Origin of the sequence: Spirillospora sp. NPDC000708, from assembly GCF_040299565.1 — a bacterium.
In the GTDB taxonomy this organism is placed as follows: domain Bacteria; phylum Actinomycetota; class Actinomycetes; order Streptosporangiales; family Streptosporangiaceae; genus Spirillospora.
In genome coordinates, this window is sequence record NZ_JBEPCJ010000113.1 from 1 (window position 1) to 23,622 (window position 23,622).

The window sequence follows — 23,622 nt, forward strand, 5'->3', positions numbered from 1 at the left end:
GCGTCCGCGCGCCCGGCGTGACCTCGCGCCCGGCGTGACCTCGCGCCCGGCGTGACCTCGCGCCCGGCGTGACCTCGCGCCCGGCGTGACTCCGTGCCCGGCGTGACTCCGTGCCCGGCGTGACCTCGCGCCCGGCGTGACTCCGTGCCCGGCGTGACTCCGTGCCCGGCGTGACTCCGTGCCCGGCGTGACTCCGTGCCCGGCGTCATCCCAGCGCCCCACGCCGACCGCCCCGCGTCCCGCGTCGGGCGGGGCGGTCAGGGGGTGAGGACGATCTTGCCCTGGGTGCTGCCGGACTCGACGAGCTCGTGCGCCTTCGCGGCGTCCGCGAGCGGCAGGACCTGGGCGACGTGCGGGCGGAGCAGGCCGTCCTCGACGAGCGCCGTCAGCGCTTCGAGGGCGGTGTGGTCAGGCTCGACGGTGATGCCCGCGAAGCGGCGCCCGGCCGCCGCGGCGGCGGCCGCGAGGGCGGCGTCCTCACGGTCCACGGCGGTGACGAGGAGGCCGCCCGGCCGCAGGACGCGCAGCGAGCGCTCGCCGTACCCGCCGCCGACGGCGTCGTAGACGATGTCGAGGTCGCCGGTCGCCTCGGTGAAGTCGGCCGTCCGGTAGTCGATGACCTCGTCGGCGCCGAGCGACCGGACGAAGTCGTGCTTGCCGGCGCTCGCCGTCGCGACGACGTGCGCGCCGCGCGCCTTGGCGATCTGCACGGCGACGTGGCCGAGGCCGCCGCCCGCGCCGTGCACGAGGACCCGGTCGCCCTCCCGCACTCCGGCGGCGTCCACGAGGCCCTGCCAGGCGGTGAGGCCCACGAGCGGCAGCGCGGCGGCCTCGACGTGGCCGAGTCCGGCGGGCTTGCGCGCGATCTGCCGCGACGGCGCCACGACGTACTCGGCGTAGCCGCCGGCGGCGCGGGGGAACAGCGGCATGCCGTAGACCTCGTCGCCCGGCTGGAAGCGCGTCACGCCCGGGACGACCTCCTCCACGACCCCGGACACGTCCCACCCGAGGACGAACGGCGGTTCGCCGAGGAGCGGGAACGAGCCCGCGCGGATGTAGGCGTCGACCGGGTTGACCGCCGTCGCGCGGACGCGGACGAGGACCTCGGACGGCAGGGGCACGGGGCGCTCGGTCTCGACGACTTCGAGGACCTCCGGGCCGCCGAAGGCCCGCTGGGTGACCGCACGCATGATGTCTCTCCTGGTGTGGGCGTGGATCTGACACCGATCACGCTAGGGAGCGGGCTGGAGACGCTGAATGTCTCGCAGTCGCCGATTCATGTCCGTCCGTCTCGGGCCGCGTAGCATTCCGGGCATGGACGTGCTCAGTGAAGTGATCGCCTCGATGCGGACCGGCCTCCCGGCGGCGACGCGCACCGACGCGCGCGCCCCCTGGGCCATGCGGCTCCGCCCCGTCGCGGGCCCCGGATTCCACGTGATCCTGGAGGGCTCCTGCTGGCTCGTCCCTCCGAGCAGGCCGAGCGAACTGGGCGGGGCCGGGGAGGCGGGCGAGCCCGTCGAGCTGGCCGCGGGCGACGTGGTGTTCCTGCGGTCGGGGCGGGAGCACGTCCTCGCGGACGATCCGGCCACGACGCCGACCAGGCTCCACACCGGGCCGGACGGGGGCGGCGGCTTCGGCGAGCTGACCATCGAGGGGCCGGGGGCGCGGACGGTCATGCTGTGCGGGGCGTACGACCTCGACCAGGCGCGCCCGCATCCGCTGCTGCGCGGCCTGCCGCCGGTGATCCACGTGCGGGCGCGGCACGGCCGGCATCCGGAGCTGCGCTCGGCGGTGGCGCTGCTCTGCGCGGAGCTGTCCGGCGGGCGGCCGGGCGCGGACGGGATCGTCCCCCCGATGATCGACGTGCTGCTGTTCTACGTCCTGCGGGCCTGGCTGGACGAGGCGGACGCCCCGGACGGCTGGGCGGCGGCGCTGACCGACCCGGGCATCTCGCGCGCGCTCAAGGCGATCCACGAGGAGCCCGGACGGCCGTGGACCGTGGAGGCGCTCGGCCGGTGCGCCGGGCTGTCGCGGGCGGCGTTCGCGCGGCGCTTCGCGGCGCTGGTCGGGGAGCCGCCGCTGGCGTACCTGACGCGCTGGCGGATGACGACGGCGGGCCGGCTGCTGCGGGAGACGCGCGACCCGCTGAGCGCGGTGGCGGAGCGGACGGGGTACACGTCGGAGTTCGCGTTCGCCAAGGCGTTCAAGCGGGAGTTCGGCGTGGCGCCGGGCGGCTACCGCAAGTCCGCCGCCCGCCCCCGCTCCGCCTGACCCCCGCCCCCGCACCCGCACCCCGAACTCCGCGGCGCCCGGCCGCGCCGCCCGGCCGCGCCGCCCGGCCGCGCCGCCCGGCCGCGGCGTCCGGGTCGTGTGGAAATGGGGCGTGTGGGGGCGGTGGGACCCCCGGGACGGAGCACTCGCCGGCGTGTGAGATTCTCTTCCGGGAATGATCTTGAATCGTCCGGATTTGGGCCTGGACATATTGCGTGATAATGCCTAGCTTAATTACCGAGCGGCGCGTGCGGCGCCGCCGGACGGCGCTGACCGCGGCCCTGTCAACCCGGCCGCGGGGTAAGACCATGCTTACCTCGGCTGACCTGCGGAAATAGCGGCCGACCCGGTTCAAAGGTCAAATTACGGCGTAATGCGGATTGCTTTTCCGTGACATCCTCATTAAGGGTCTGGCGCCCTTCTCATTCGCCCTTCGCCTGCGTAGACTCCCCGCACCCGCGCTGCCGTGCGAGGCGTTCGAAATCAGGACTCGCGGGGTAGGCGGTAAAGATCGTCTTTTGACGGTCGGATCGCAACGCCCCTGTCGAGGAGGACGGATGTCTGGGCTTTCCCTGTCGAGCCCGGCCACTGCAGCAGCAGACGTGGATCTCGGCGGCGGCGACCTGTCACTGGTCGTCGTCGTAGCCGTGGTCGCACTGCTGGCACTGGCCGTCGCCGCGGGTCTGGTACGCGATGTACTGGCCGCGGGTCAGGGCACCGAGAAGATGCAGGAGATCGCGCGCGCGGTCCAGGTCGGCGCGAGCGCCTACCTGAAACGCCAGTTCCGCACGGTCGCCGTCTTCGTGGTGCTCATTCCGCTGGTGCTGCTGCTCCTGCCCGCCGACTCCTGGAGCGAGCGCATCGGGCGGTCGGTGTTCTTCGTCATCGGGGCGGTGTTCTCGGCCGTCACCGGCTTCACCGGGATGTGGCTGGCGGTCCGCGGCAACGTGCGGGTCGCGGCGGCGGCCCGCGAGGAGGGCGGCGAGAAGACCGCGATGCGGATCGCGTTCCGCACCGGCGGCGTCGCCGGCATGTTCACCGTCGGCCTCGGGCTGTTCGGCGCGGCGGTCGTCGTGCTGGCCTACCAGGGCGACGCGCCGAAGGTCCTGGAGGGCTTCGGCTTCGGTGCCGCGCTGCTCGCGATGTTCATGCGGGTCGGCGGCGGCATCTTCACCAAGGCCGCCGACGTCGGCGCCGACCTGGTCGGCAAGGTCGAGCAGGGCATCCCGGAGGACGACCCGCGCAACGCGGCGACGATCGCCGACAACGTGGGCGACAACGTCGGCGACTGCGCCGGCATGGCCGCGGACCTGTTCGAGTCGTACTCGGTGATGCTGGTCGCCGCGCTCATCCTGGGCACCGCGGCGTTCGGCACGCAGGGCCTGGTGTTCCCGCTGCTGGTGCCGATGATCGGCGTCATCACCGCGGTGATCGGCATCTTCGCGGTGATGCCGCGGGACGGCGACCGGTCCGGGATGTCGGCGATCAACCGCGGCTTCTTCATCTCCGCGGTCATCTCCGCGGTGCTCGTCGCGATCGCCGCGTTCGCCTACCTGCCCTCGTCGTTCGCCGACCTGGACGGCGGCATCCACAACGTGGACGCCGACCCGCGCTGGGTGGCGCTCGGCTCGGTGATCATCGGCATCGTGCTGGCGAGCGCGATCCAGCTGCTCACCGGCTACTTCACCGAGGTGAACCGCAAGCCGGTGCGGGAGGTCACCGACAGCTCCCGGACGGGCCCGGCGACCGTCATCCTGTCCGGCATCTCGCTCGGCCTGGAGTCGGCGGTCTACACGGCGCTCGTCATCGCCGGGGCCGTCTACGGCGCGTTCCTGCTCGGCTTCGGCAACACCACCGTCGCGCTGTTCGCGGTGGCGATGGCCGGCACCGGGCTGCTCACCACCGTCGGCGTGATCGTGTCCATGGACACCTTCGGGCCCGTCTCCGACAACGCCCAGGGCATCGCGGAGATGTCCGGCGACGTCCAGGGCGAGGCCGCGAAGGTCCTGGAGCGGCTGGACGGCGTCGGCAACACCACCAAGGCCATCACCAAGGGCATCGCGATCGCGACGGCGGTGCTCGCGGCGACCGCGCTGTTCGGCTCGTTCGGGACGGCCGTCAACTCGGCGCTCGCGGACGCGTCCAAGTCGGCGAAGGACGCGATCGGGTCGCAGTTCAACCACGGCATCAACCTGTCGATCGACAACCCGAACGTGCTGATCGGGCTGATCATCGGCGCGGCCGTGGTGTTCCTGTTCTCCGGCCTGGCGATCATGGCGGTGGGCCGGGCGGCCGGACGGGTCGTGGTGGAGGTGCGCGAGCAGTTCCGCACCAAGCCCGGGATCATGGACTACACCGAGAAGCCGGACTACGACCGGGTCGTGGACATCTGCACCCGGGACGCGCAGCGCGAGCTGGCCACCCCCGGCCTGCTGGCGATCATGACGCCGATCGCGGTCGGGTTCGCGCTCGGGTACGCGCCGCTCGGCGCCTACCTCGGCGGCGCGATCGCGGCCGGGGTGCTGATGGCGGTGTTCCTCGCGAACGCCGGCGGCGCCTGGGACAACGCGAAGAAGGTCGTCGAGGAGGGCTTCCTCGGCGGCAAGGGCAGCGAGGCGCACGCGGCGACGGTGATCGGCGACACGGTCGGCGACCCGTTCAAGGACACCGCCGGCCCCGCGATCAACCCGCTGATCAAGGTGATGAACCTGGTCGCGCTGCTGATCGCGGACGCGGTCGTGACCTACGCCGACAACTACGCGCTGCGGGCCGGCGTGACGGTCGTGGCGGTCGGCATCGTCGTCGCGGCGATCGTCGTCTCCAAGCGCCGCGCGGACCCGATCGCCCCGTCGGCCGGCGCGGGCGGCGGGGCCGCGAACCCCACCGCGGCCAAGGGCGGCGGCGCGGCGGGCGGCGAGACCGGGGGCGGCGGCGCGAAGGGCGGCGCCGTCGAGGCCACCGCGCCCGAGCAGGCGCCGGCCCCCGCGGAGGAGGCGGTCGCGGTCGAGGCGAACGGCTCGGCGGCGTCCGGCAAGGCCGACGAGTCACCGGCCGGGGCGTCCTGACCCGTCCGGGATCCGAGGGGCCGGTGGCGTCGCGCCACCGGCCCCTTTCGCGTTCCCCCCGGGTGGTGTCCGGACCACGCGGCACCGGTCGTACGCTGTACGCGGGAACGCGACCGAGAGACGGGAGGCGCTGTGGCGAGCGGCGACAAGCCGGCCTTGTCCGGCGGTAAGGGCTTCGCCCTGGTGCTCTGCGGGATGCTCGCCATCCTGCTCGCCCTGTGGGGGCTGGCGGCGCTGGTCGCGCCGTAGGGTGGCGGCATGCCGACGCTGATCGTGCTCCGCCACGCCAAGGCCGTCGCGGGCTTCGGGACGGCCGACATCGACCGCGCCCTCGACGGCCGCGGGCGCCGCGACGCCGCGGCGGCCGGGGAGTGGCTGCGCGCGGAGGGCCTCGCCCCCGCGCGGGTGCTGTGCTCCCCCGCCGTCCGGACGCGGGAGACGCTCGACCTGCTCGCCGTCCGGCCGCCCGCCGGGACGGCCTTCGAGCCGACGATCTACGACAACGACCCGGACCTGCTGCTGTCCCTGGTCGCGGAGGTGCCGGACGACGCCGGGACGGTCCTGCTCGTGGGCCACAACCCGGCGGTGCACCAGTTCGTCCACGACCTGACCGGGCGGGCCCCGGACCGGTTCCCGACCTGCGCGCTCGCGGTCGTGGAGCTGCCGGGCGCGTGGGCGGACGTCCGGCCCGGCCTCGGCACCCTCGTCACGTTCCGGACCCCGAAGGACTGACCGGCGCGGCGTCCGGCCGGGCGGCGTCCGGCCGGGGCGCGGGCGTGTTCTGGCCGACCGCCGCCAGCGACGCGTCGATCACCCGGCCGATGTCGCGGCGCAGCGACCGGACCGTGTACCGGGTGCCGGACACCTGCGCCAGCGCCTGCCGCAGCGGGGTGAGCTCCTCCCGGCCGACGCCCGAGCTGATCTCGGCGCGGCGCCGCTTGGTGAGCGTCTTCAGGTAGTCGTCGAGGCCGGCGAGCTCCTCCTCCAGCTCCGCGGCGGGCGAGCGGTTCCGCAGCTCCTCGTCGTCGGGGTCCTCCAGCAGCCCGGCGGCCTCCTCCAGCTGGTCGGCGAGCCGGTCCAGGATCTCCGGCACCGGCCCGGCGTCGACGGCCTCCTCCCGGGTCACCCTTGAGACCGCGATCAGGTGGTCGCGGACGCGGTGCGCGGCGCGGACGGCGTCGCGCAGTCGGCCTATCTGCGCCGTGTCGGGCACCCGCTCGTGCGTCAGCCGGTCCCGGGTCTCCGCGACGGCCTCGGCGGACCGCTCGGCGGTGACGACCTTCTCCTGCGGCAGCCGGACCCGCTCGCCGCCCACCACGTCCGCCGCCGCGCGGACGAGGTCGGCGTGCACCGCCATCATCCGGCCGAGCTGGACGGGCAGCCGCTCCAGGTGCCCGGCGGGCCACAGCAGCCGGACGGCGAGGAACGACAGCACGGTGCCCCCGGCGACCAGGCCGATCCGCTCGCCCGCGATGCGCCAGTCGGAGGGCGCGGAGAAGTCGAGCAGCATCATCGCCAGCGGCGTGCCGAACAGCCCCCAGTAGGCGAAGTTGATCGGCCGCAGCGCGAACCCGGCGAGCGCGAAGACGAAGGCGATCACCGCGACGAGCGGCTGCGTCGGCGCCAGCGTCAGCACGACCGCGGCGACCACCGATCCGGCGGCGGTGCCGCCGACGCGCTGCACCAGCCGCTCGACGGTCTCCCCGTACGTCGCGCGCAGGCTCAGCATCGCGGTGATCGTCAGCCAGTGGCCGTGCGGGATGTGCAGCCCCGCGGCCAGCGCCATCGACACGACGGCGGTGACGTACACCCGCGTGATCTGCCGGAACATCGGCGAGCGGGTGCGGACGGCGCGGCGTATCCGGGCCAGTTCCGCCCCCGGGTCCGGCGCGCCCGGCATCCGCGGCGGCCCGATCCCGATCCGCAGGCCGCCCGCGATGGTGCGGCGCGCCGAGGCCGTCTCGCCGGCGATGCGGTCGATGGAGCGCCGCACCTGCCCGATCAGCGACACCGCGATCAGGTCCTCGTCGCCGGCGAGCCCGGCGCGCCGGATCTGCTCCGACAGCCGCCCCATCCGGCGGACGGCACCGGACTCCTCGCCGCCGAGCGGCGCCTCCCCGTTGGTGGCGATCGCGCCCGCGAGCAGCCGCAGCCGCGCCGCGAGCGCGGACACGGCGGTCTGCGTCTCCAGCGTCCACTCGCGGTCCGGCGGGTAGTTCTTCGCGGCCTCCAGCACCGCCTGCAGCGTGACCGTCTCGTGCAGGACGCGGCCCAGCGCGTCGATCAGCCGTTCCGGCCGGGTCGGCTCGTCGCTGGCCCGCCCCCGCCCGGACCGGTACAGGCCGTAGGTGGCGCGGGCGTCGGTGAGGGCCTCGGACGCGGCGCGGCGCCGCTCCTCCCAGTCCGGCATCCGGGTGACGGCCATCAGGTCGGGATTGGTGAGCTCGACGGCGTTCAGCGCGCTCGGGTCGGGGGCGCCGACGTCCTGCGCGACGGCGTCGAGGGCCTCGGCGACGCGGTCGGCGGCCTCGGCGAGGGCCTCCCGCAGCGGCCGGAGCCGCCGCACCGGCCACGGGACCAGCAGCAGCCCCATGGTGAGGAGCCCGCCGATCAGCTCCAGCAGCCCGACGCCGATGACGTCGGCGGACGGCGGCCGGATCGCGCTCAGCAGCACCGCGAGCCCGGCGGTCGACCCGATCCGCGGCACCCCGACGCCGAGCGCGATGAGCGGCGGCACCACGATCACCGCCGGCCACGCGTGCCCGCTCAGCAGCCCGCCGACCGCGGATCCGACCGCGACCATCAGCACGCCGCTCGCGAGGTCCCGCGCCCGGTTGCCGTACGGGCCCTCGGGCGCGCGCAGGGCCACCAGGTACGCGCCGAGCGCGATCATGGAGCCCTGGGCGGGGCGGCCCGTCAGCGACCCGGCGAGCAGCGGGATCGCGATGGCGAGCGCCGCCGCCAGCCCATAGAACGGGGCCGACTGCCCGTTGATCTGGGCGTACGCCGACCGCGCACGCTTCAGCACCGCTCCGGCTCGCCTTCCCGACTCGTCTCGCCGGTCCCGGCGGGTGCCGGTGACCGCATAACGGCACTCCTACCCCGAAACCCCCGCGATGATCGTTCCGGGCCGGTCCGGGCCGAGGCTTGGCGGGGCGGCGGGCGTGGGATCAGAGGTAGGCGGCGGTCTCGCGCACCGTGCCGAACCTGGGGAAGATCCGCCGCACCGTGAACTCGTGCTCGTCGGCGGCGAACCCGGACATCGCGTCGGACGCGAACTCGACCTCGTAGCCGTGGTCGTCGGCCGCCCGCGCGGTCGACTCGACGCCCATCGTCGTGACGAGCCCGCCGAGGACGAGGGTGGTGGCCCCGCGCTCCTGAAGCCGCTGGTGGAGGTCGGTGCCGTGGAACGCGCCGACGGTCCGCTTCACCACGAGGATGTCGCCCGGTTCGGCGAGCCCGTCCGCGAGGCCGCTGCCGGGCGGCTGCTCCGCGACGCCCGGCCGCTCCGCCCGCACGAGCGCCACCGGGAGGCCCTTCGCGCGGAACGCCGCCGCGAGGGACCGGCACCGTCCGAGCACCTCGTCACCGGAGTGAGGGGCGAGGGGGAGGGCCACGATGCGGGGCATCAGGTCGATGAGCACGAGCGCGGAGGGCATGATCGTCACCCTAGGCCCGGACGACCGCCGGAGGCGCCCGCTCGGACCGCCGGAGGCGCCCGCTCGGACCGCCGGAGGCGCCCCCCGGACCGCCGGAGCTGACCCTCGGACCGCCGGAGTTGACCCTGACGTCGCGGGAGGTTCGACGATCGGGACCCATGAGCGAGTACCTCAGCCCCGTTCCGATGCCGGTGCCGGACGCGAAGCCCGCGGAGATCTACCGCGAGATCTACGGCATGCCGATGTTCGTCACCGTGCCCGCCCGCGACCTCGCGGCCTCCAGGGACTTCTGGATCCGCGGGCTCGGCTTCGTCGACCTGTTCTCCGTCCCGGACCGGGTGACCCACCTGCGGCGCTGGGCGTTCCAGGACGTCCTGCTGGTGCCCGGCGAGCCGGCCGGCGCGGCCACGGCGGTGAGCGTCAGCTTCGCCTGCGTGCTCGGCCAGATCGACGAGATCGCCGCGCGCTGCGAGGAGCTGGCGCCGGGATGCACGAAGGGGCCGGTGGACAAGCCGTGGAACTCCGTCGAGCTGGAGGTCGTCACGCCGGAGAACGCGCGGGTCGTGATGACGGCCGCCCGGCCCCTCGACCCGGACGGCCCGCAGGCCGCCTGGATGCGGGAGGCGGGCTTCGAGGTCCCGCGGCCGTGAGCGGCCCCGTCACCGGCCTGGTGCACACTGGGCCGGTGACGTATCCCGAGGCGGACGGGCTGACCGTCGGACGGGCCGCCGCGCTGGTCGGGGTCAGCGTCAAGACGCTGCACCACTGGGACGCGGTCGGCCTCGTCCGCCCGAGCGGGCACACCCCGGCGGGGTACCGGGTGTACTCGGCGGACGACATCGCCCGCGTCCACCGCGTGCTGGTCTACCGGGAGCTGGGGTTCCCGCTCGCCGAGATCGCCCGGATCCTCGACGACCCGTCCGCCGACGCCCGCGACCACCTGCGGCGGCAGCGGGCGCAGCTGGAGCGCCGCGCCGGGCGGCTCCGGGAGATGGCCCGCGCCGTCGACCGCATGCTGGAGGCGCTGGACGCCGGGCTGCGGCTGACGCCGGAGGAGCAGGTCGAGATCTTCGGCGCCGACTGGCGCCCGGAGCGGGTCGGGGAGGCCCGCGACCGCTGGGGCGGCACCGCGCAGTGGACGCAGTACGCCGAACGCGCCGCCCGGATGACGCCGCGGGACTGGAAGGACGTCGCGGCGCGGACCGAGGCCCTCAACGCCGACCTCGCCGCCGCCTGCCGCGCCTGCGTGGCCCCCGGCTCCGCCGAGGCGAACACGCTGGCGGAGCGGCACCGCGCGCTGCTGGGCACCTATTTCGACTGCACCCACGCGATGCACGCGTGCCTCGGGCGGATGTTCGCCGAGGACCCCGGCTTCGCCGCCTACTTCGACGGCATCGAGCCGGGCCTCACCGCCTGGCTCCGCGACGCGATCTTCGCGAACGCCGAATCGCGCGGCGTCGACCCCGCCACCGCCGCCTGGGAGTGATCCCCCGGCTCAGTCCTGCCGGACGGCGTCGGCGGCGTCGGCGGCCTCGACCTCCTCGCGGGAGATCCCGAGGAGGAAGACGATCGTGTCCAGGTACGGGACGTTGACGGCCGTGTCGGCGGCCTCGCGGACGACGGGCTTGGCGTTGTAGGCGACGCCGAGGCCCGCGGCCTGGAGCATGTCGAGGTCGTTGGCGCCGTCGCCGATCGCGACGGTCTGGCTGACGGGGACGCCGGCCTCCGCGGCGAACCGCCGCAGCGCCGCGGCCTTGCCGGCCCGGTCGATCACCGGCCCGGTGACCCGCCCGGTGAGCTTCCCGTTCGCGATCTCCAGCGTGTTCGCGGCGGAGTAGTCGATCCCGAGATCCTCCACGAGGGCGTCGGTGACCTGCGTGAACCCGCCGGAGACGATCGCGAACTTGTAGTCGAGGCGCTTCAGCGTCCGGACCATGGTGCGGGCGCCCGCCGCGAGCCGCAGCTTGTCGCGGACGTCGTCGATCGCGGCCGCGTCGAGCCCCGCGAGCAGCGCGACCCGCTCCCGCAGCGACCCCTCGAAGTCCAGCTCGCCGCGCATCGCGGCCTCGGTGACCTTGGCGACCTCGTCGAGGCAGCCGGCGTGCTCGGCGAGCAGCTCGATCACCTCGCCCTGGATCAGGGTCGAGTCGACGTCCATGACGATCAGCCGCTTGGCGCGCCGGCTCAGCCCGCCGTGCTGGACGGCGATGTCGACCTGCTGCTCGGCGGCCTCGGTCGCGAGGCCGGCCCGCAGGGTGTCCGGGTCGGCGCCGGACACGTCCATCTCGATGCAGGTCACCGGGGTCTGCGCGAGCCGCTCGATCCGGTCGATGTTGGCGCCGTGTGCGGAGATCCGCCCGGCGATCCCGGCCATCGCGGCGGGCTTCAGCGGGGCGCCGAGCACGGTGACGTGCAGCCGCCCGCCGCGCTTCGGCATCCGCTTGTTGCGGCCGGTGGACAGCTCGATCTCCATGTCGAGATCGTTGGCGACCTTCTCGGCCGCGTTCCACACGCGGCCGATGTCGGCGCCCTCGGTGTAGGCCAGCAGGACGCCGAGGACGAGCCGTCCGCGGATCACGACCTGCTCGACGTCGGCGACCGTGAGCGGAAACTGGGAGAGTGTCCGGAACAACCGCGACGTCACGCCGGGGCGGTCGCGTCCGGTGAGTGTGATGAGCAGCGTTCGCTGTGCTGACCCGTCCATAGCTGTCCACAACGGTACCGGCCGCGGAACACCCCTCGCGCGCCAGGTCCGCCATGCGAGACGGCGCCGCGCCGCCGGTCAGGGGGCGGGGGGCGCGCGATGCGAGGTTTATCCGCCGAGGATGGGCGGTACGCCGGAAATGTCCGATCGGCTCGAGGGGAGGGGCTCGGCCTGATCGTGAGTCCGGCCTCCCCGAGCCGGGAGCGTCGAGATCGGGGGAGGAACCATGGCCAAGTTCATGGACGTGCACCACGGCATGACCGGAGTGACCGGCGACGAGCTCAGGGAGGCCCACGAGGCCGACCTCGCGATCCAGGACCAGGAGGGCGTCGTCTTCGAGCACACCTGGGCCGACCCGGAGTCCGGCACGGTCTACTGCCTGTCCGAGGCCCCGGACGCCGACGCCGTCCAGCGCATCCATGACCGGGCCGGCCACCGCGCCGACGAGGTCCACTCCGTGACGCTGTCCATCTGAGGGACGGCCGCGCGACCGCGGCCGTTCGCGAGACGTTCCGGAGCCCGTGACCGCCGCGGCTCCGGGGCGCCTCTTCAAGGCGGGGGACGCAGAGGGGCGCAACCTTCACAGCGCGCACCCCCCGCCTGCCCGGCCCTAGGATCGGCGGCATGGCGACGCGGCTCATTCAGATTGCGATGAAGGCAGCGGACGACTCCGCGCTCGGCCGGTTCTGGGCGGAGGCGCTCGGCTGGGGCATGGACAGCGAGGGCCCCGGCGTGACCAATCTCGCGCCCGAGGGCGTCGCCTATCCCGACCCGGCCGTCCTCTTCATCGACATCCTCCGCGTCCCGGACCCCAAGACGGTCAAGAACCGCCTTCACATCGACCTCGCCACCACCTCCCCGGCCCACCAGGCGGAGCTGGTCGCGCGCCTGAAGGATCTCGGTGCCACCGACACCGACATCGGCCAGGGCGACGTCCCGTGGACGGTCCTCGCCGACCCCGAGGGCAACGAGTTCTGCGTGCTGGAGCCCCGGGAGCTCTACCGGGACACCGGGCCGATCGCCGCGCTGGTGGTCGACTGCGCCGACCCGCGGGCCATGGCCCGGTTCTGGGACGAGGCGATGGACTGGACCCTGCACGAGGTCACCGACGATCTCGCGAGGCTCCGCTCCGCCAAGGGCGTCGGGCCGTACCTGGAGTTCATCCGCACGCCCGACGCGAAGACCGGGCTGAACCGCATCCACTTCGACCTCCGCCCGTACCCCGACGACGATCACGCGGCGGAGGCGGACAAGCTGCGGGCCCTCGGCGCCACCGACACCGACATAGGCCAGGGCGACGTCCCCTGGAAGGTACTGTCCGACCCGGAGGGCAACGAGTTCTGCCTGCTCACCCCCCGCTGAACAGGAGTCAGACCTCGTTCTCGGGCCGGTCCAGCCAGACGGTCTGCCGCCCGGGGCCGACCGTGATCCCGTACCGCCGCACGTCCGGCCGCCCCGCCGCCTCCCAGCGCTGCTCCGCCTCGTCGAACGCCGACGGCGGGCTGTGCTGGTCGCGCAGGGGCATGAACCATCCGGGGACGTGGAATCGGCCCTCGGCCGTGCCATCGGCCCGCACCTCCAGACGGGCGACGGGGCAGTCCGGATGGAACACCGGCCCCCACGGCACCACGATCAGGCCGCCCGGCCGGGTCTGCTCCACCCACGCGTACGGAAGCGCGGTGACGGCCGCCGTGGCGATCACCCGGTCGTACGGGGCGTCCCCGGGATGCCCGGCCTCGCCGTCGCCGGTCACGACGCGGACGGTATAGCCCGCCCGCTCCAGGTTCCGCCGCGCCCGCTCAGCGAGATCCGGCGCGATCTCGACCGACGTCACCCGGCGCGGGCCGGTGATCTTCGCCAGCAGAGCGGCGTTCCAGCCGGTCCCCGTCCCGATCTCCAGCACCCGCATCCCCGGAGCCGGTCGCAGGAGTTCGAGCATCTTCCGGACGATGTGCGGCGCACTGCTGGAACTGACGGCGTTCACGCCCCTGCCGGTCGCCGCGTCCCGCAACTCCTCCGGCACGGCCGGATCGAACTCCACCTTCGTGACGACGGGGTCTCCGCCGGACACCGCCTCCCGCCACCGCTCGGGATCGTCCGACCGCCGCAGCGGCACCAGCCACCCGGCGCCGTCGCGCACGAAGATCTCGTCCGGGACGAACCACTCGCGCGGAACGGCCGCGAGAGCCGCGCCGACGGTCACTGCTTCCCCGTCCCGTTGCACAGAACGCACGGCCGCCAGAACCTCTCCCCGTCGTTCGTCTGCCACGCCCCGCCCTTCCCGCCGCAGGCACCGCAGTCGACCTGCTTCTTGTGCTTACCCATCGCGCTCCTTTCGTGTGGTCGCGAGACGCTCCGGAGCCCGGCACTGCCGCGACTCCGGGACGCCTCTCCCGGGCGTCGGGGGAACACCCGGGTTCCGGGGCCGTCCTCCACGGCGACCCCGCCTCGCACCGGACGCCAGGAGGCGCATCCGGCGCGAGCGCCTGCCCCTCAACGAGGGCGCGGTCGGTAGATGTCGCGGAGCGGGTCCGTCGGAGCGGCGACGATCAGCGGCGGCGCGTCCGCCTCGCGGCGGTGCCGTGGACGCCTGACCGGACGCCGCCGCCGAGACGTCCACACGGCGCCCAACACGACCCCGACCAGCCCGCAGACGGCACCGAAGACCGAGACCAGAAGCACGACGCCGGCAAAACCCCCGGTCACGAGCGCGGGACTCATGCGTCAGCCCGCTCGGTGAGAACGCGCGCTATGGCGGCGGCGACGTCCTCGACGAAGTCCACGGCGCCGATCAACTCGCCGTCGGACGCCCACGCGTACCAGTCGATGCCGTCCACCCTCCGGCACGCGATCTCGACCGAGTTGAGCGCAGAACCGATCCGCACGACGTTCAGCACGACGCCTTCGCCCGGACGCCGCACAATCCCGCACGCCAAACCGGGCCAAGTAGCTACTTCCCGGTCAAGTCGAGAGATGAAATGCCGCATATCGTCCTGCGACATCGCCACCCTCCCCATTCCGCCCACCTCACTCCCTCGGGAATCCGGAACAACTGCTCGCCCAGAATCCCTTGCCGGATGTAAGTTGGCTACGTTCATGCACCAAATACACCCCCGGAGCGTGAGCGGTGAAAGATCAGGATGCGCTGGATCCAGACCGGTCGATGTGGGACTTCATAGCGGTTGAGCTGCGACGACAGCGTCGCGCGCGCGGGATTTCCGGAGCCGCCCTGGGGCGGCTCATCGGCCGTGATCGTTCAATTGTTTCACGCATCGAGTCCGGTCAGATCCCCATGCAATTGGACCACGCCGAGATCATCGATCGCGAATGGGATCTCGACCGCCTGTTCACCAGGCTCGTGAAGTTCGCCAAGGAACGCAAAAGCGACGAATGGCGACTCGGTGACCTCTCGGAGCAGGAGGCGCGCGCATCGCGCGTACGCATGTGGGAGGTCGGGTTGGTGCCCGGGTTGCTGCAAACCCCCGCCTACGCCCGTGCCGGGTTCTCCGTCGGACTCGTCCGGGACCTGGACGCGGCGGTGAACACCCGCCTTGCCCGGCAGGCGGCGGTGTTCGACCGGGACCGGCCACCGGAGGTCTCGGTGATCCTCAACTGGGTGGTCCTGGAGCAGCCCGTCGGCTCGTCCGACATCATGCGCGAGCAACTCGCCCACCTGCTGGAACTCGGCGACCTACCCCACGTCAACGTCCGCGTCGTGGAAAGAAGCGCCGGGGTCCACGTCGGATACGACGGTTCGCTCAAACTGCTCACGGTCGATGCCCGCGACATCGCATACGCGGACGCACCACATGGCGCAGGGCTAGTGACCAATCCGGCGGACGTTCAGGACTTCGAAGTACGCTACGACCGTATCGGCCACATCGCAGCCCCCCTTGGACCATCGCGGGCGATGCTCCAACGAGCCATGGAGATGTACCAATGACGCAGTGGCGCAAGTCGAGCCGTAGCGCTACATCGGACAACACCGACTGCGTAGAAGTTGCACAGCTCGCGCGAAACATCGGTGTCCGTGATTCCAAGAACCCTGCCGGCCCCAAGATCGCACTGCCGTCCGCCGAATTCCGTGCTTTGGTGGACGCGGTCAAGCATGGCGACTATGACCTGCCCTAGACCCGGCGTCCGCCGTCCGCGGGGTTAACAAAGGGAGCGTGGAGCCTACCTGTGACGCACTGGCGGAAGGCGAGCCGTTCCAACACGTCCGGCGGGGCTTGCGTCGAAGTTGCGCAGCTCGCCGGAAACATCGGCGTGCGCGACAGCAAGGACCCGCAGGGTACCAAGATCGCACTTCCCGGCGCTGGGTTCCGGGCGCTGGCGGACGCCGTCAAGCGCGGAGAGCACGACCTGCCGTAGGCAGGACGCCAGGAGCCCTATCCGAATGCTCCAACGAACGACGGAGATGCCGATGACGCGGTGGCGCAAGTCGAGTCGTAGCGCCACGTCGGACAACATGAACTGCGTGGAGGTTGCGGCACTCCCAGGGAACATCGGTGTCCGTGATTCGAAAGACTCGGCTGGCCCGAGGATCGCGCTGCCGTCCGCGAGGTTCCGTGCGTTGCTGGACGCGGTCAAGCGCGGAGAGCACGACCTGCCGTAGCCCGGACGTCTCAAAGTCCGACATTCCAAAGCCTTGTTTGGAATGCTCCAGCCTGTCCTCGGGGTGTTCGGGTGGTGGGGTGGCGCTTGCGTACGGGGCCGCCCCTCCAAAGTCAAGGGCGCCTTCGGCGTCGCTTCGCGATGGACTTCGTCCACCCTTGACTTCGGAGCCTCTGCGGCCCCTGGGCAGGTGATGGGGGCAGGCTCCGCCTGCCCCGCCCCGGGTCGCGCCACCCCACCACTCCCTTCCGCACGCGTGTTCCCACCGGTGAGACTGTCGACGGTGCTGTGGGAATGGCCGCCATTCGAGTACCGGAAAGTATCCGCATTGCAGCAGTGAATTCGGGATGCAATCACCGGTCACGGTGAGTAGAATGCAGGTATGCATTCAGTGACGGTCGAGTTGGCGGGCGCGTCCACCGCAGAATTGGTGGACGCGCTCTCAACGATCGCCACTGAGCTTGCCAAGAGGGATGCCCCTGAATCAGCGGCCGCGTGCCTGGAACTCACCGAAACGCTCGCCGCCGCAACCGACCTCCAGGAAAGCGCGATGGCCGGTTTCATCGGCCGCGTCGACGCGGCAGGTGAACATGCCCGGTGGGGGTACCCCTCCCCCAAGGCATGGCTGCGGTCCCGTCTGGGGATGCGCGACAACCGCGCCAAAGACCGCCTGGCACTGGCTCGCCAGCGCCACCGCCTTCCACAAGTCGCCCAGCGGCTGGCGGCCGGGGAGCTGTCGATCGGCTACGCCACCACCATTGCGGACTCGGTCGCGCGGCTGGACGACATCGACTGCGCGCAGGCTGAGACGCTGCTGCTGGAGATGGCCGATGAAGGGTTCTCGGCCGGGAAGGTCGCCGCGTTCGGCAGTCGCATCCGCGACGTCATCGCCGAACGCGACGGCACCGAAGACGCACCCGACGAGGACACCCGCCGCGGCTACGCCAAGTCGTGGCTGACCACGACGCGGTCCCTCGATGGCGGCCGGTACGTCAAGGGCTGGTTGAACCCCGAAGATGCCGCGATCTGGGACGGCACCCTGGCGCCGTTGGCCAAGCCCGCCGGGCTTGATGACCGCCGGGACCTGGGCGAGCGCACTGCGGCCGCCTTGTCCGGCGTGTTGTCGGGCGGGCACAAAGCCACGAAGGTCACCGTGATCTGTGACCTGGACACCCTCACCGGCGGCAACGCCCCGCCCGGCTCATCGATGGGACGCCGATCCCTGCTGAGCAGGCCCGCCGCATCGCCCTCTCGGCCGGAGTCGCACCGCTCCTGCTGGGCAAGGGCAACACCCCGCTGTACCTGGGATGGCGCGAGCGGTTCGCGAGCCCGGCGCAACGGCGGGTCCTGGAAGCCCTGTACCCCTCGTGTGCGGTGCGGGGGTGTGAGGTGCCCGGCACCTTGTGCGAAGTGGATCACGTTCACGGATGGGCGCTCGGCCGATCGCCGACCGATATCGATCAGCTCACCCTGACGTGCGGGTGGCACAACCGGTTCAAGCACAGCCGCCCGGAGCAGATCCAGGTCAGCAAGGATCGGGATGGGCGGTACGTGTATCGGTTGCTGCCGCCGGCCGATGCCCGGCCTGCGGCACCGAGCAATGGGCCACCGGGTGATCCCGCCCTCGACCGGGCCGCATGACCACCACCGATTCCATCCCACTCTCCCGCTACTGGCAGGCCTGCCTCGCATCCCTTTCGAGGTCCTGGGCGGCTGCGGCATGCCCACGTCGAAGCACGCCCGGGGTGCTCGGGGCTGACGGTTAGGGGAACTCCGGGGGCGGGGGTGGTGTCGTAGTCGGCACGGTCGTTGTGGGACGGGAGTGGTCTGTGGTTGTGGAGCTGGAGCTGGCCCAACCGGGGAGCCTGGGAGCGGAGGCGTGCGTCACGGCCATGCTCTGCGTGGCACTCCGGGGTGCGGCGGTGCGGGACGACGGGGTGCGCATCGAGGACGTCGGGAACGGCTTGCACGGCAAGCGGCAGTAGGGGGAGCAGGCGGAACCTCCGCTGGTGACCGTGATCCTTAACTGGTCGGTTCTGGTGCAACCGGTCGGCACGCCGGGCGTGATGCGCGAGCAGGTGGCTCGCTTGATCGAGATGAGGGAACTCCCCCACATTTCCGTCCGCGTCATGGAGGCAGAGGCGGGGGGAGTACAACGGGCTTGACGGAATCGTTCTGGCTTCTGACCATACGAGACCGGGAAATCGCGTTCGCCGAGACCCGGAGGGGGTCGGGACGTGCGGAGTCTTCCAGCGAACGACGGAGATGCCGATGACGCGGCGGCGCAAGTCGAGTCGTAGCGCCATGTCGGACAACATGAACTGCGTGGAGGTTGCAGCGGCGCCGCGAAACATCGTTGTCCGTGACTCGAAAGATTCGGCTGGCCCGAGGATCGCGCTGCCGTCCGCAGGGTTCCGTGCGCTGCTGGAGGCGGTCAAGCGCGGAGAGCACGACCTCGCGTAGTCGTCCGTCGATGGGCATCCGCGCGATGGCGGGATCAGCCGAGGGGGCCTCGGTGGCGGCGGAATCGTTCCTCGACTGCGGGTGGGATGTTCCCGCGCTGGTTGAGCTTCAAGTCGTTCGCCTCGGCCCACGTCTCAAGAGCGGCACGATGCTGGCGGACGGCGGCGAACGGGTCGCGTATCTCGGGTGGGCGCCTGTCCGCGGGGGTCATGGCGATGGTCGCGGTGGTGAGGTCGTCCACGTGCAGCAGGCCGCGTCGCAGCGCGTGATCCAGGGCGGCGTCGATCTCGTGGAGAGGCAGGAGCAGACGCTCGGCGAGGTCGGCCTTGGTGGCCGGGTGACCACAACGCGTTGTGCCACCAGGTCCATCGCCGTCCGGGCGTAGGGCTCGGAGTGGTCGTCCCAGGGGCGCGAATCGCGGGACAGGCGGCGCGGCGGGTCGAGGACGTCGTCGGCGGGCCAGAACTGCAGCAGCCATTCCCAGTGGTCGCCGAGGCGCTTGCGGTGGATCCGGACGCGGTAGAGACCCGGTGGTCCGAGTCTCACGCCTTGCATCGGAGATTCGGCTATGACCTGAGTCAGGTCGACGTGGTCGCCGGTGGTGAGGAAGGGCGACTCCATAACGTCGCCGTCCCATCGGGCGTGGGGTGGGAGTGCATCGTGGGCTTCGAGGACGACGTGGTTCAGGTCGGCGGTGGTGGCGTGAATCCAGCCGTTGCCCGCCCCGGCGAGATCGCCCTTGAGGAATCCGGCGAAAGCGTGTTCGTCAAGTACGTCGAGGTTCAAGTGGGCCAGTTCCGGCGGGGGTCGATGGTCCAGGGGGTGCCTCGTACGACGAGGGCGCTGTGTTCGGGGCGGTGGGTGGCGTTCTCGTAGCGGTCCACCAGGGGCATGGTCGGACGGTACTGGCGGGGGCTGACGGTTTGGGGAACTGCGGGGGTGAGGGCCGCGTCGTACGGCGGACGGTCATCGGTGGGACGGGAGTGGTCTGTGGTTGTGGAGTTGGAGCTGGCGGATCCTGAGGACCTGTGGGCGGAGGCGTGCGCCACGGCCATGCTCAGCGTGGGCACCCCGGGGTGGGGTGCGGAGGTGCGGGACGACGGGGTGCGCACCGAGGACGTCGGCAACGGCTGGCACGGGATGAGCTGGGTCGAGGGCGGCCGGGCGATCCTGTACGGCTACGACGTCGACTACAGCGAGACCCGGCACCAGGTGCCGCCCATCGACCTGCTGGCCGGCGGCCCGGCGTGGCTGCCCTGGGAGTGGCTGGCGGAGATGATGCGCGAGGAGCACATCGTCCAGTACGTCTACTGGTGGGACGGCTCGGCGTGGGCGCGTACGGACTATCCGGACGGCCTGGAGGACGGCGGTGGCGGTGTGGGGCGCGACCACCAGGTCGAGGAGTCCTTCCTGGCGTGGGGCGACGACCCTGAGAGCGCGGCGGACGCGTTCGAGGACCTCATCAAGGCGGCGCGCGCGCGTGCGGTGGACCGGGACGTGGTCGAGGCGCTGTTGCGCCGTCTGGATCCCGAGCAATTCGACATCGCGCTGACCGGGCCGTTCGACGCCGAGACGATCCTCGCGGTTGCGGGGCGGGCCGGGCTCACGGCGGGCTCGGCCCGTCCCGAGTTGCCTGCGGGGCGGGGCGAGCCGGCGGGGCGACGCGTGCACGTCATCGACCATCCCGGGCCGTGGGAGCCGTTCGAGGAGAGCTTCATGACCGACGGGATCCCCGCGCACCTCTGCTGGTCGCCGTCTCTAGGGAAGTAGCAGGTTCAGGTCACCGAATTCATGCCACAAGTACCCCTCGTCCAGGGCGGCCTCGTAGGTGGCGGTGAGGAGGGCGTGGCCGGCTATGGCGGTGAGCATCATCAGGTGCGACGAGCGCGGCTCGTGGAGGCCGGTGAGAAGCCCGTCGACGGCGCGGACGCCGCCTTCCGGGGTGACGACGTGCTCGGTCCATCCCGAGGACGCCTGGACGTGTCCAGAGGCGTCCACGGCGGTCTCCAGGGCGCGGACGGCGGTGGTGCCGACGGCGACGACCCGTCCGCCATGGGAGCGGACGTGCCCGACGAGCGCGGCGGTGGCGGCCGGGACCTCGTAGCGCTCGGCGTAGGGGGGTTCGTGGGCCTCGGGCGACGCGACGCCGGTGTGCAGGGTGATCGGGGCGATCAGGACGCCGCGGGAGACCAGGCGGGTGACGAGGTCCGGGGTGAAGGGGCGGGCGGCGCTGGGCATCTCGGCGCTGCCCGTCGAGCGGTCGTGGGCGAAGGCGGTCTGGTACGCGGAGGTGGGCCAGTCGCGGCGGACGTGCCCGTACCGGATGGGGACGCCGTGGCCGCGCAGGTAGGGGACGACGTCGGTGCTGAGGCGGGCCTGCCAGAGCCGGTCGGTGCGGCGGCCGATGAGGGTGAGGGTGACGCCGCCGGGCATCGGGATCCATTCGCCGGGGCTGCCGCCGTCGTAGGGGAGGCTCGCCTTGCCGGACAGGCGGCGGAGCTCGACGATCCAGTCGCGGTCGTCGCCGTCGCCGGGCAGGGGCGTGGAGAAGTGCACGCTGATGCGGTCGAGGCGGACGGCTGCGGGCAGCGTGGCGGAGGTGTTGACCACGAGGAGGTCGCCGGGGTCCAGGAGCGACGGCAGGTCCCGGAACCCGTGGTGGGAGACCTCGCCCGTGGCGCGGCGGCCGACGAGGAGGCGGACGCCGTCCCGGGTGCGGCCGCGGGCCTCGGGCGGCTCGTGGGCTTCGAGGTCGGGCGGCAGGGTGAAGTCGATGATGTCGGTCATTTCCGGGCCTCCAGGCGGAGTGCGGCGACGACGCCGGCGGCGGCGATCGCGGCGAACATGACCCCGGCGGCGGCGAGCCCCGGGTGGAGGCGGCCGGTGCCGAAGCCGGTGACGAGCGCGCCCGCGGCGCCCACGACGAGGGACGAGCCGAGGGTGTCGGCGATCTGCAGGGCCGAGGAGTTGACGCCCTGCTCGTCCTCGGGGGACAGGTCCAGCATCAGGACGCTGAGGCTGCCGATCGCGAAGCCCATACCGGCGCCGCCGACGATCCAGGCGGGCACGGCGGCCCAGCCGGACAGCTGGAGCGCGACGGTCACGGCGACGATCCCGGCGGCGACGAGCACCGCGCCGAGCAGCGCGAAGAACTCGCGGGACCGCTTGGACCGGCCCTGGATCTGGGACGCGGCGGACCAGCCGAGCGCCCCGACGGTCAGCACGATCCCGGCCTTGGTGGGGCTGAACCCGTGCAGCGAGGTGAGGGTCAGCGGGATGAACGAGTCGGCGCCGAAGAACGCGCCGGACAGCAGGCCGCGGACGACGACGACGCTGGGCAGCCCGCGCCGCATCCGGAGGGTCCCGGCGGGCAGCAGCCGGGGCAGCCCGTAGCCGAGCCCGGCGAGGCCGATCAGGGCGGCGGGCACCATGGCCCAGCCGGTGCGTCCGAGGCCGTAGAGGAGGAGCCCGGCGCCCGCGGCGGCGGCGATGGCGGCCGTGTAGCGGGTCCGGCCGGGGCCGTCCGGCGCGGCCTCGGACCGCCGGACGCCGCGCAGCGTCGGCGTCAGCAGCAGCGCGGGCGGGATGACCAGCGGGATCAGGCCGAGGAACACCCAGCGCCAGCCGAGGTGCTGGGCGACGGCGCCGCCGACGGCCGGGCCGACCAGCGACGGCAGCACCCACGCGGCCGACAGCGCGGCGAACACCCGGGACCGCAGGTGCTCGGGGTAGACGCGGGCGATGACCACGTACAGCGCGACCATCGGGACGCCGGAGCCGAGGCCCTGCACCGCGCGCCCGGCGACGAACAGCCACATCGTCGGCGCGGCGCCGGCGACCGCGAGCCCGGCCACGAACACCGCGAGGCCGATCATGAACGGGCGGGCCGGGCCGGACCGGTCGACCCAGCCGCCCGCCAGCACGGTGGACAGCAGGCTCGCGATCAGCGTCGCGCTGAACCCCCACGCGTACAGCGACAGCCCGTCGAGGTCCTTCGCGACGGCGGGCATGACGGTCCCGACGGACATCGACTCGAACGCCAGGAGGGTGACGACGAGGACGATCCCGAGGGTCGCCACCCGGTACCCGCCGTCCAGCACCCCCTGGCGCGGCCGTTCCCCGGCGGCGGCCTCGTCCGGTTCGAGGACCGTGGTCATCGCGCGGCCGCCAGGTCGGCGGCGCGGTACCGGCCGCTGGCGGGACGGCCGTCGACGAGCCGGCGGAACGCGGCGGCGGCCTCCTCGGGCGGCGGCGCGGCGTCGGCGTCCTCGCCGGCGGCGCGCAGCATGTCGGTGCGCATCTCCCCCGGGTCCGCCCACCAGACGCGGACGTACGGCTCCTCCGCCGCGAGCACGTTGGACAGCTGCTCCAGCGCCGCCTTGGACGACCCGTAGCCGCCCCACGTCTCGTAGTTCTCGACCGCGGCGTCCGACGAGACGTTGAGGATCGCGCCCTGCCGGTCACGCAGCAGCGGCAGGACGGCCTGGATCAGCGCGAGCGGCGCGAGGACGTTCGTCGCGTACGTCGCGGCGAGGTCGGCCACCGGCTGGTCGGCGAGCCGGGGCAGCGGCGTCGTCCCGAGGGTGCTCGCGTTGTTGACGAGCAGGTCGAGCCCGCCGGAGACCGCGCGGGCGAGGTCGGCGCGGTGCGCGGCGTCGGCGACGTCCCCGGCGATCGCGGTGACGTCGCCGCCGATCTCCCGGGCCGCGGCCTCCAGCGCCGCGGCGTCGCGGCCGTCGATGACGAGCGCCCAGCCGTCCCCGGCGAGCTCGCGGGCCAGCGCCCGGCCGAGCCCCCGGGATCCTCCAGTGATCAGTGCTGTCTTTCCAGCGGCCGTCTTCATGCC

The 23,622-nt window shown here is 72.7% G+C and carries 27 protein-coding genes; 16 read left to right on the top strand and 11 right to left on the bottom strand.

What is annotated here, in order from left to right; translation table 11 throughout:
* Positions 1-257 precede the first annotated feature (257 nt).
* On the bottom strand, positions 258-1,190 hold the full coding sequence (locus tag ABT299_RS45985; protein WP_387032822.1) for an NADP-dependent oxidoreductase: 933 nt from the start codon (positions 1,188-1,190) through the stop codon (positions 258-260).
* Positions 1,191-1,314: 124 nt separating this feature from the next.
* Here ABT299_RS45985 and ABT299_RS45990 point away from each other — a divergent pair, with 124 nt between their 5' ends.
* The 3 genes from ABT299_RS45990 (at position 1,315) to ABT299_RS46000 (ending at position 6,068) form a co-directional block, all read left to right on the top strand.
* Positions 1,315-2,271, top strand: a complete 957-nt coding sequence (locus ABT299_RS45990; RefSeq protein WP_500254673.1) for an AraC family transcriptional regulator — start codon at positions 1,315-1,317, stop codon at positions 2,269-2,271.
* Positions 2,272-2,828: 557 nt separating this feature from the next.
* Complete coding sequence (locus tag ABT299_RS45995) at positions 2,829-5,336, top strand: sodium-translocating pyrophosphatase (RefSeq protein WP_500254674.1); 2,508 nt, start codon at positions 2,829-2,831, stop codon at positions 5,334-5,336.
* 258 nt (positions 5,337-5,594) lie between these two features.
* Complete coding sequence (locus ABT299_RS46000; RefSeq protein WP_190856082.1) at positions 5,595-6,068, top strand: SixA phosphatase family protein; 474 nt, start codon at positions 5,595-5,597, stop codon at positions 6,066-6,068.
* Here ABT299_RS46000 and ABT299_RS46005 read toward each other — a convergent pair.
* Positions 6,043-8,364 carry an FUSC family protein gene (locus tag ABT299_RS46005; protein WP_500254675.1) on the bottom strand — a complete coding sequence of 774 codons (2,322 nt, stop codon included), beginning with the start codon at positions 8,362-8,364 and terminating at the stop codon, positions 6,043-6,045. The two genes, ABT299_RS46000 and ABT299_RS46005, sit on opposite strands and share 26 nt — an antisense overlap.
* Before the next feature lie 142 nt (positions 8,365-8,506).
* Positions 8,507-8,995 carry an isochorismatase family protein gene (locus ABT299_RS46010; RefSeq protein WP_190856084.1) on the bottom strand — a complete coding sequence of 163 codons (489 nt, stop codon included), beginning with the start codon at positions 8,993-8,995 and terminating at the stop codon, positions 8,507-8,509.
* Between the two features lie 158 nt (positions 8,996-9,153).
* Here ABT299_RS46010 and ABT299_RS46015 point away from each other — a divergent pair, with 158 nt between their 5' ends.
* Positions 9,154-9,645 carry a VOC family protein gene (locus ABT299_RS46015; RefSeq protein WP_500254676.1) on the top strand — a complete coding sequence of 164 codons (492 nt, stop codon included), beginning with the start codon at positions 9,154-9,156 and terminating at the stop codon, positions 9,643-9,645.
* Positions 9,646-9,680: 35 nt separating this feature from the next.
* Positions 9,681-10,481, top strand: a complete 801-nt coding sequence (locus ABT299_RS46020; RefSeq protein ID WP_347256652.1) for a MerR family transcriptional regulator — start codon at positions 9,681-9,683, stop codon at positions 10,479-10,481.
* A gap of 9 nt (positions 10,482-10,490) precedes the next feature.
* Here the strand turns inward: ABT299_RS46020 and serB are convergent, their stop codons facing one another.
* Positions 10,491-11,699, bottom strand: coding sequence for a phosphoserine phosphatase SerB (serB, locus tag ABT299_RS46025; protein WP_190856086.1), 1,209 nt, complete (start codon positions 11,697-11,699; stop codon positions 10,491-10,493).
* A gap of 226 nt (positions 11,700-11,925) precedes the next feature.
* Here serB and ABT299_RS46030 point away from each other — a divergent pair, with 226 nt between their 5' ends.
* On the top strand, positions 11,926-12,174 hold the full coding sequence (locus tag ABT299_RS46030) for an SCO4226 family nickel-binding protein (protein ID WP_190856087.1): 249 nt from the start codon (positions 11,926-11,928) through the stop codon (positions 12,172-12,174).
* Positions 12,175-12,350: 176 nt separating this feature from the next.
* Positions 12,351-13,061, top strand: coding sequence for a VOC family protein (locus tag ABT299_RS46035; protein WP_500254677.1), 711 nt, complete (start codon positions 12,351-12,353; stop codon positions 13,059-13,061).
* Positions 13,062-13,068: 7 nt separating this feature from the next.
* Here the strand turns inward: ABT299_RS46035 and ABT299_RS46040 are convergent, their stop codons facing one another.
* The 3 genes from ABT299_RS46040 to ABT299_RS46050 all read right to left on the bottom strand — a co-directional run bounded on the left by ABT299_RS46040 (position 13,069) and on the right by ABT299_RS46050 (position 14,701).
* Complete coding sequence (locus ABT299_RS46040; protein WP_500254678.1) at positions 13,069-13,902, bottom strand: methyltransferase domain-containing protein; 834 nt, start codon at positions 13,900-13,902, stop codon at positions 13,069-13,071.
* A complete protein-coding gene (locus ABT299_RS46045; RefSeq protein ID WP_500254679.1) occupies positions 13,899-14,024 on the bottom strand; it encodes a hypothetical protein in 126 nt (41 codons plus the stop codon). The genes ABT299_RS46040 and ABT299_RS46045 overlap by 4 nt, the downstream gene beginning before the upstream one ends.
* Positions 14,025-14,416: 392 nt before the next feature.
* Positions 14,417-14,701 carry a hypothetical protein gene (locus ABT299_RS46050; protein WP_500254680.1) on the bottom strand — a complete coding sequence of 95 codons (285 nt, stop codon included), beginning with the start codon at positions 14,699-14,701 and terminating at the stop codon, positions 14,417-14,419.
* Positions 14,702-14,826: 125 nt separating this feature from the next.
* Between ABT299_RS46050 and ABT299_RS46055 the strand changes: the two genes are divergently transcribed.
* The 8 genes from ABT299_RS46055 to ABT299_RS46090 all read left to right on the top strand — a co-directional run bounded on the left by ABT299_RS46055 (position 14,827) and on the right by ABT299_RS46090 (position 18,776).
* Positions 14,827-15,642, top strand: coding sequence for a helix-turn-helix domain-containing protein (locus tag ABT299_RS46055; protein WP_500254681.1), 816 nt, complete (start codon positions 14,827-14,829; stop codon positions 15,640-15,642).
* Entirely contained in the window at positions 15,639-15,830 is a 192-nt protein-coding gene (locus tag ABT299_RS46060) for a DUF397 domain-containing protein (protein ID WP_500254682.1), read from the top strand. The genes ABT299_RS46055 and ABT299_RS46060 overlap by 4 nt, the downstream gene beginning before the upstream one ends.
* Positions 15,831-15,881: 51 nt before the next feature.
* Positions 15,882-16,070, top strand: a complete 189-nt coding sequence (locus ABT299_RS46065) for a DUF397 domain-containing protein (protein WP_500254683.1) — start codon at positions 15,882-15,884, stop codon at positions 16,068-16,070.
* A 52-nt stretch (positions 16,071-16,122) separates the two neighbouring features.
* On the top strand, positions 16,123-16,314 hold the full coding sequence (locus ABT299_RS46070; RefSeq protein WP_500254684.1) for a DUF397 domain-containing protein: 192 nt from the start codon (positions 16,123-16,125) through the stop codon (positions 16,312-16,314).
* Positions 16,315-16,695: 381 nt separating this feature from the next.
* The gene (locus tag ABT299_RS46075; protein WP_500254685.1) at positions 16,696-17,787 is read left to right on the top strand and encodes a DUF222 domain-containing protein; all 1,092 of its coding nucleotides are present in this window, start codon (positions 16,696-16,698) and stop codon (positions 17,785-17,787) included.
* Positions 17,788-18,142: 355 nt separating this feature from the next.
* Positions 18,143-18,298 carry a hypothetical protein gene (locus tag ABT299_RS46080; protein WP_500254686.1) on the top strand — a complete coding sequence of 52 codons (156 nt, stop codon included), beginning with the start codon at positions 18,143-18,145 and terminating at the stop codon, positions 18,296-18,298.
* A 21-nt stretch (positions 18,299-18,319) separates the two neighbouring features.
* Positions 18,320-18,478, top strand: a complete 159-nt coding sequence (locus ABT299_RS46085; protein ID WP_500254693.1) for a Scr1 family TA system antitoxin-like transcriptional regulator — start codon at positions 18,320-18,322, stop codon at positions 18,476-18,478.
* A gap of 106 nt (positions 18,479-18,584) precedes the next feature.
* Positions 18,585-18,776, top strand: a complete 192-nt coding sequence (locus ABT299_RS46090; RefSeq protein ID WP_500254687.1) for a DUF397 domain-containing protein — start codon at positions 18,585-18,587, stop codon at positions 18,774-18,776.
* Between the two features lie 207 nt (positions 18,777-18,983).
* On the opposite strand, the gene ABT299_RS46095 is transcribed toward ABT299_RS46090, so the two are convergent.
* Positions 18,984-19,562 carry a hypothetical protein gene (locus ABT299_RS46095; RefSeq protein WP_500254688.1) on the bottom strand — a complete coding sequence of 193 codons (579 nt, stop codon included), beginning with the start codon at positions 19,560-19,562 and terminating at the stop codon, positions 18,984-18,986.
* Between the two features lie 204 nt (positions 19,563-19,766).
* On the opposite strand from ABT299_RS46095, the gene ABT299_RS46100 reads away from it, so the two are divergent.
* Positions 19,767-20,546: a hypothetical protein gene (locus tag ABT299_RS46100; RefSeq protein ID WP_500254689.1), complete on the top strand. Its 780-nt coding sequence runs from the start codon at positions 19,767-19,769 to the stop codon at positions 20,544-20,546.
* Here ABT299_RS46100 and ABT299_RS46105 read toward each other — a convergent pair.
* The 3 genes from ABT299_RS46105 to ABT299_RS46115 are packed head-to-tail and all read right to left on the bottom strand — an operon-like array spanning position 20,535 to position 23,619.
* Positions 20,535-21,563, bottom strand: a complete 1,029-nt coding sequence (locus ABT299_RS46105) for an S-adenosylmethionine:tRNA ribosyltransferase-isomerase (protein ID WP_500254690.1) — start codon at positions 21,561-21,563, stop codon at positions 20,535-20,537. The genes ABT299_RS46100 and ABT299_RS46105 overlap by 12 nt on opposite strands.
* A complete protein-coding gene (locus ABT299_RS46110) occupies positions 21,560-22,933 on the bottom strand; it encodes an MFS transporter (RefSeq protein ID WP_500254691.1) in 1,374 nt (457 codons plus the stop codon). The genes ABT299_RS46105 and ABT299_RS46110 overlap by 4 nt, the downstream gene beginning before the upstream one ends.
* Entirely contained in the window at positions 22,930-23,619 is a 690-nt protein-coding gene (locus ABT299_RS46115) for an SDR family oxidoreductase (RefSeq protein WP_433143887.1), read from the bottom strand. The genes ABT299_RS46110 and ABT299_RS46115 overlap by 4 nt, the downstream gene beginning before the upstream one ends.
* Between the last annotated feature and the right edge of the window lie 3 nt (positions 23,620-23,622).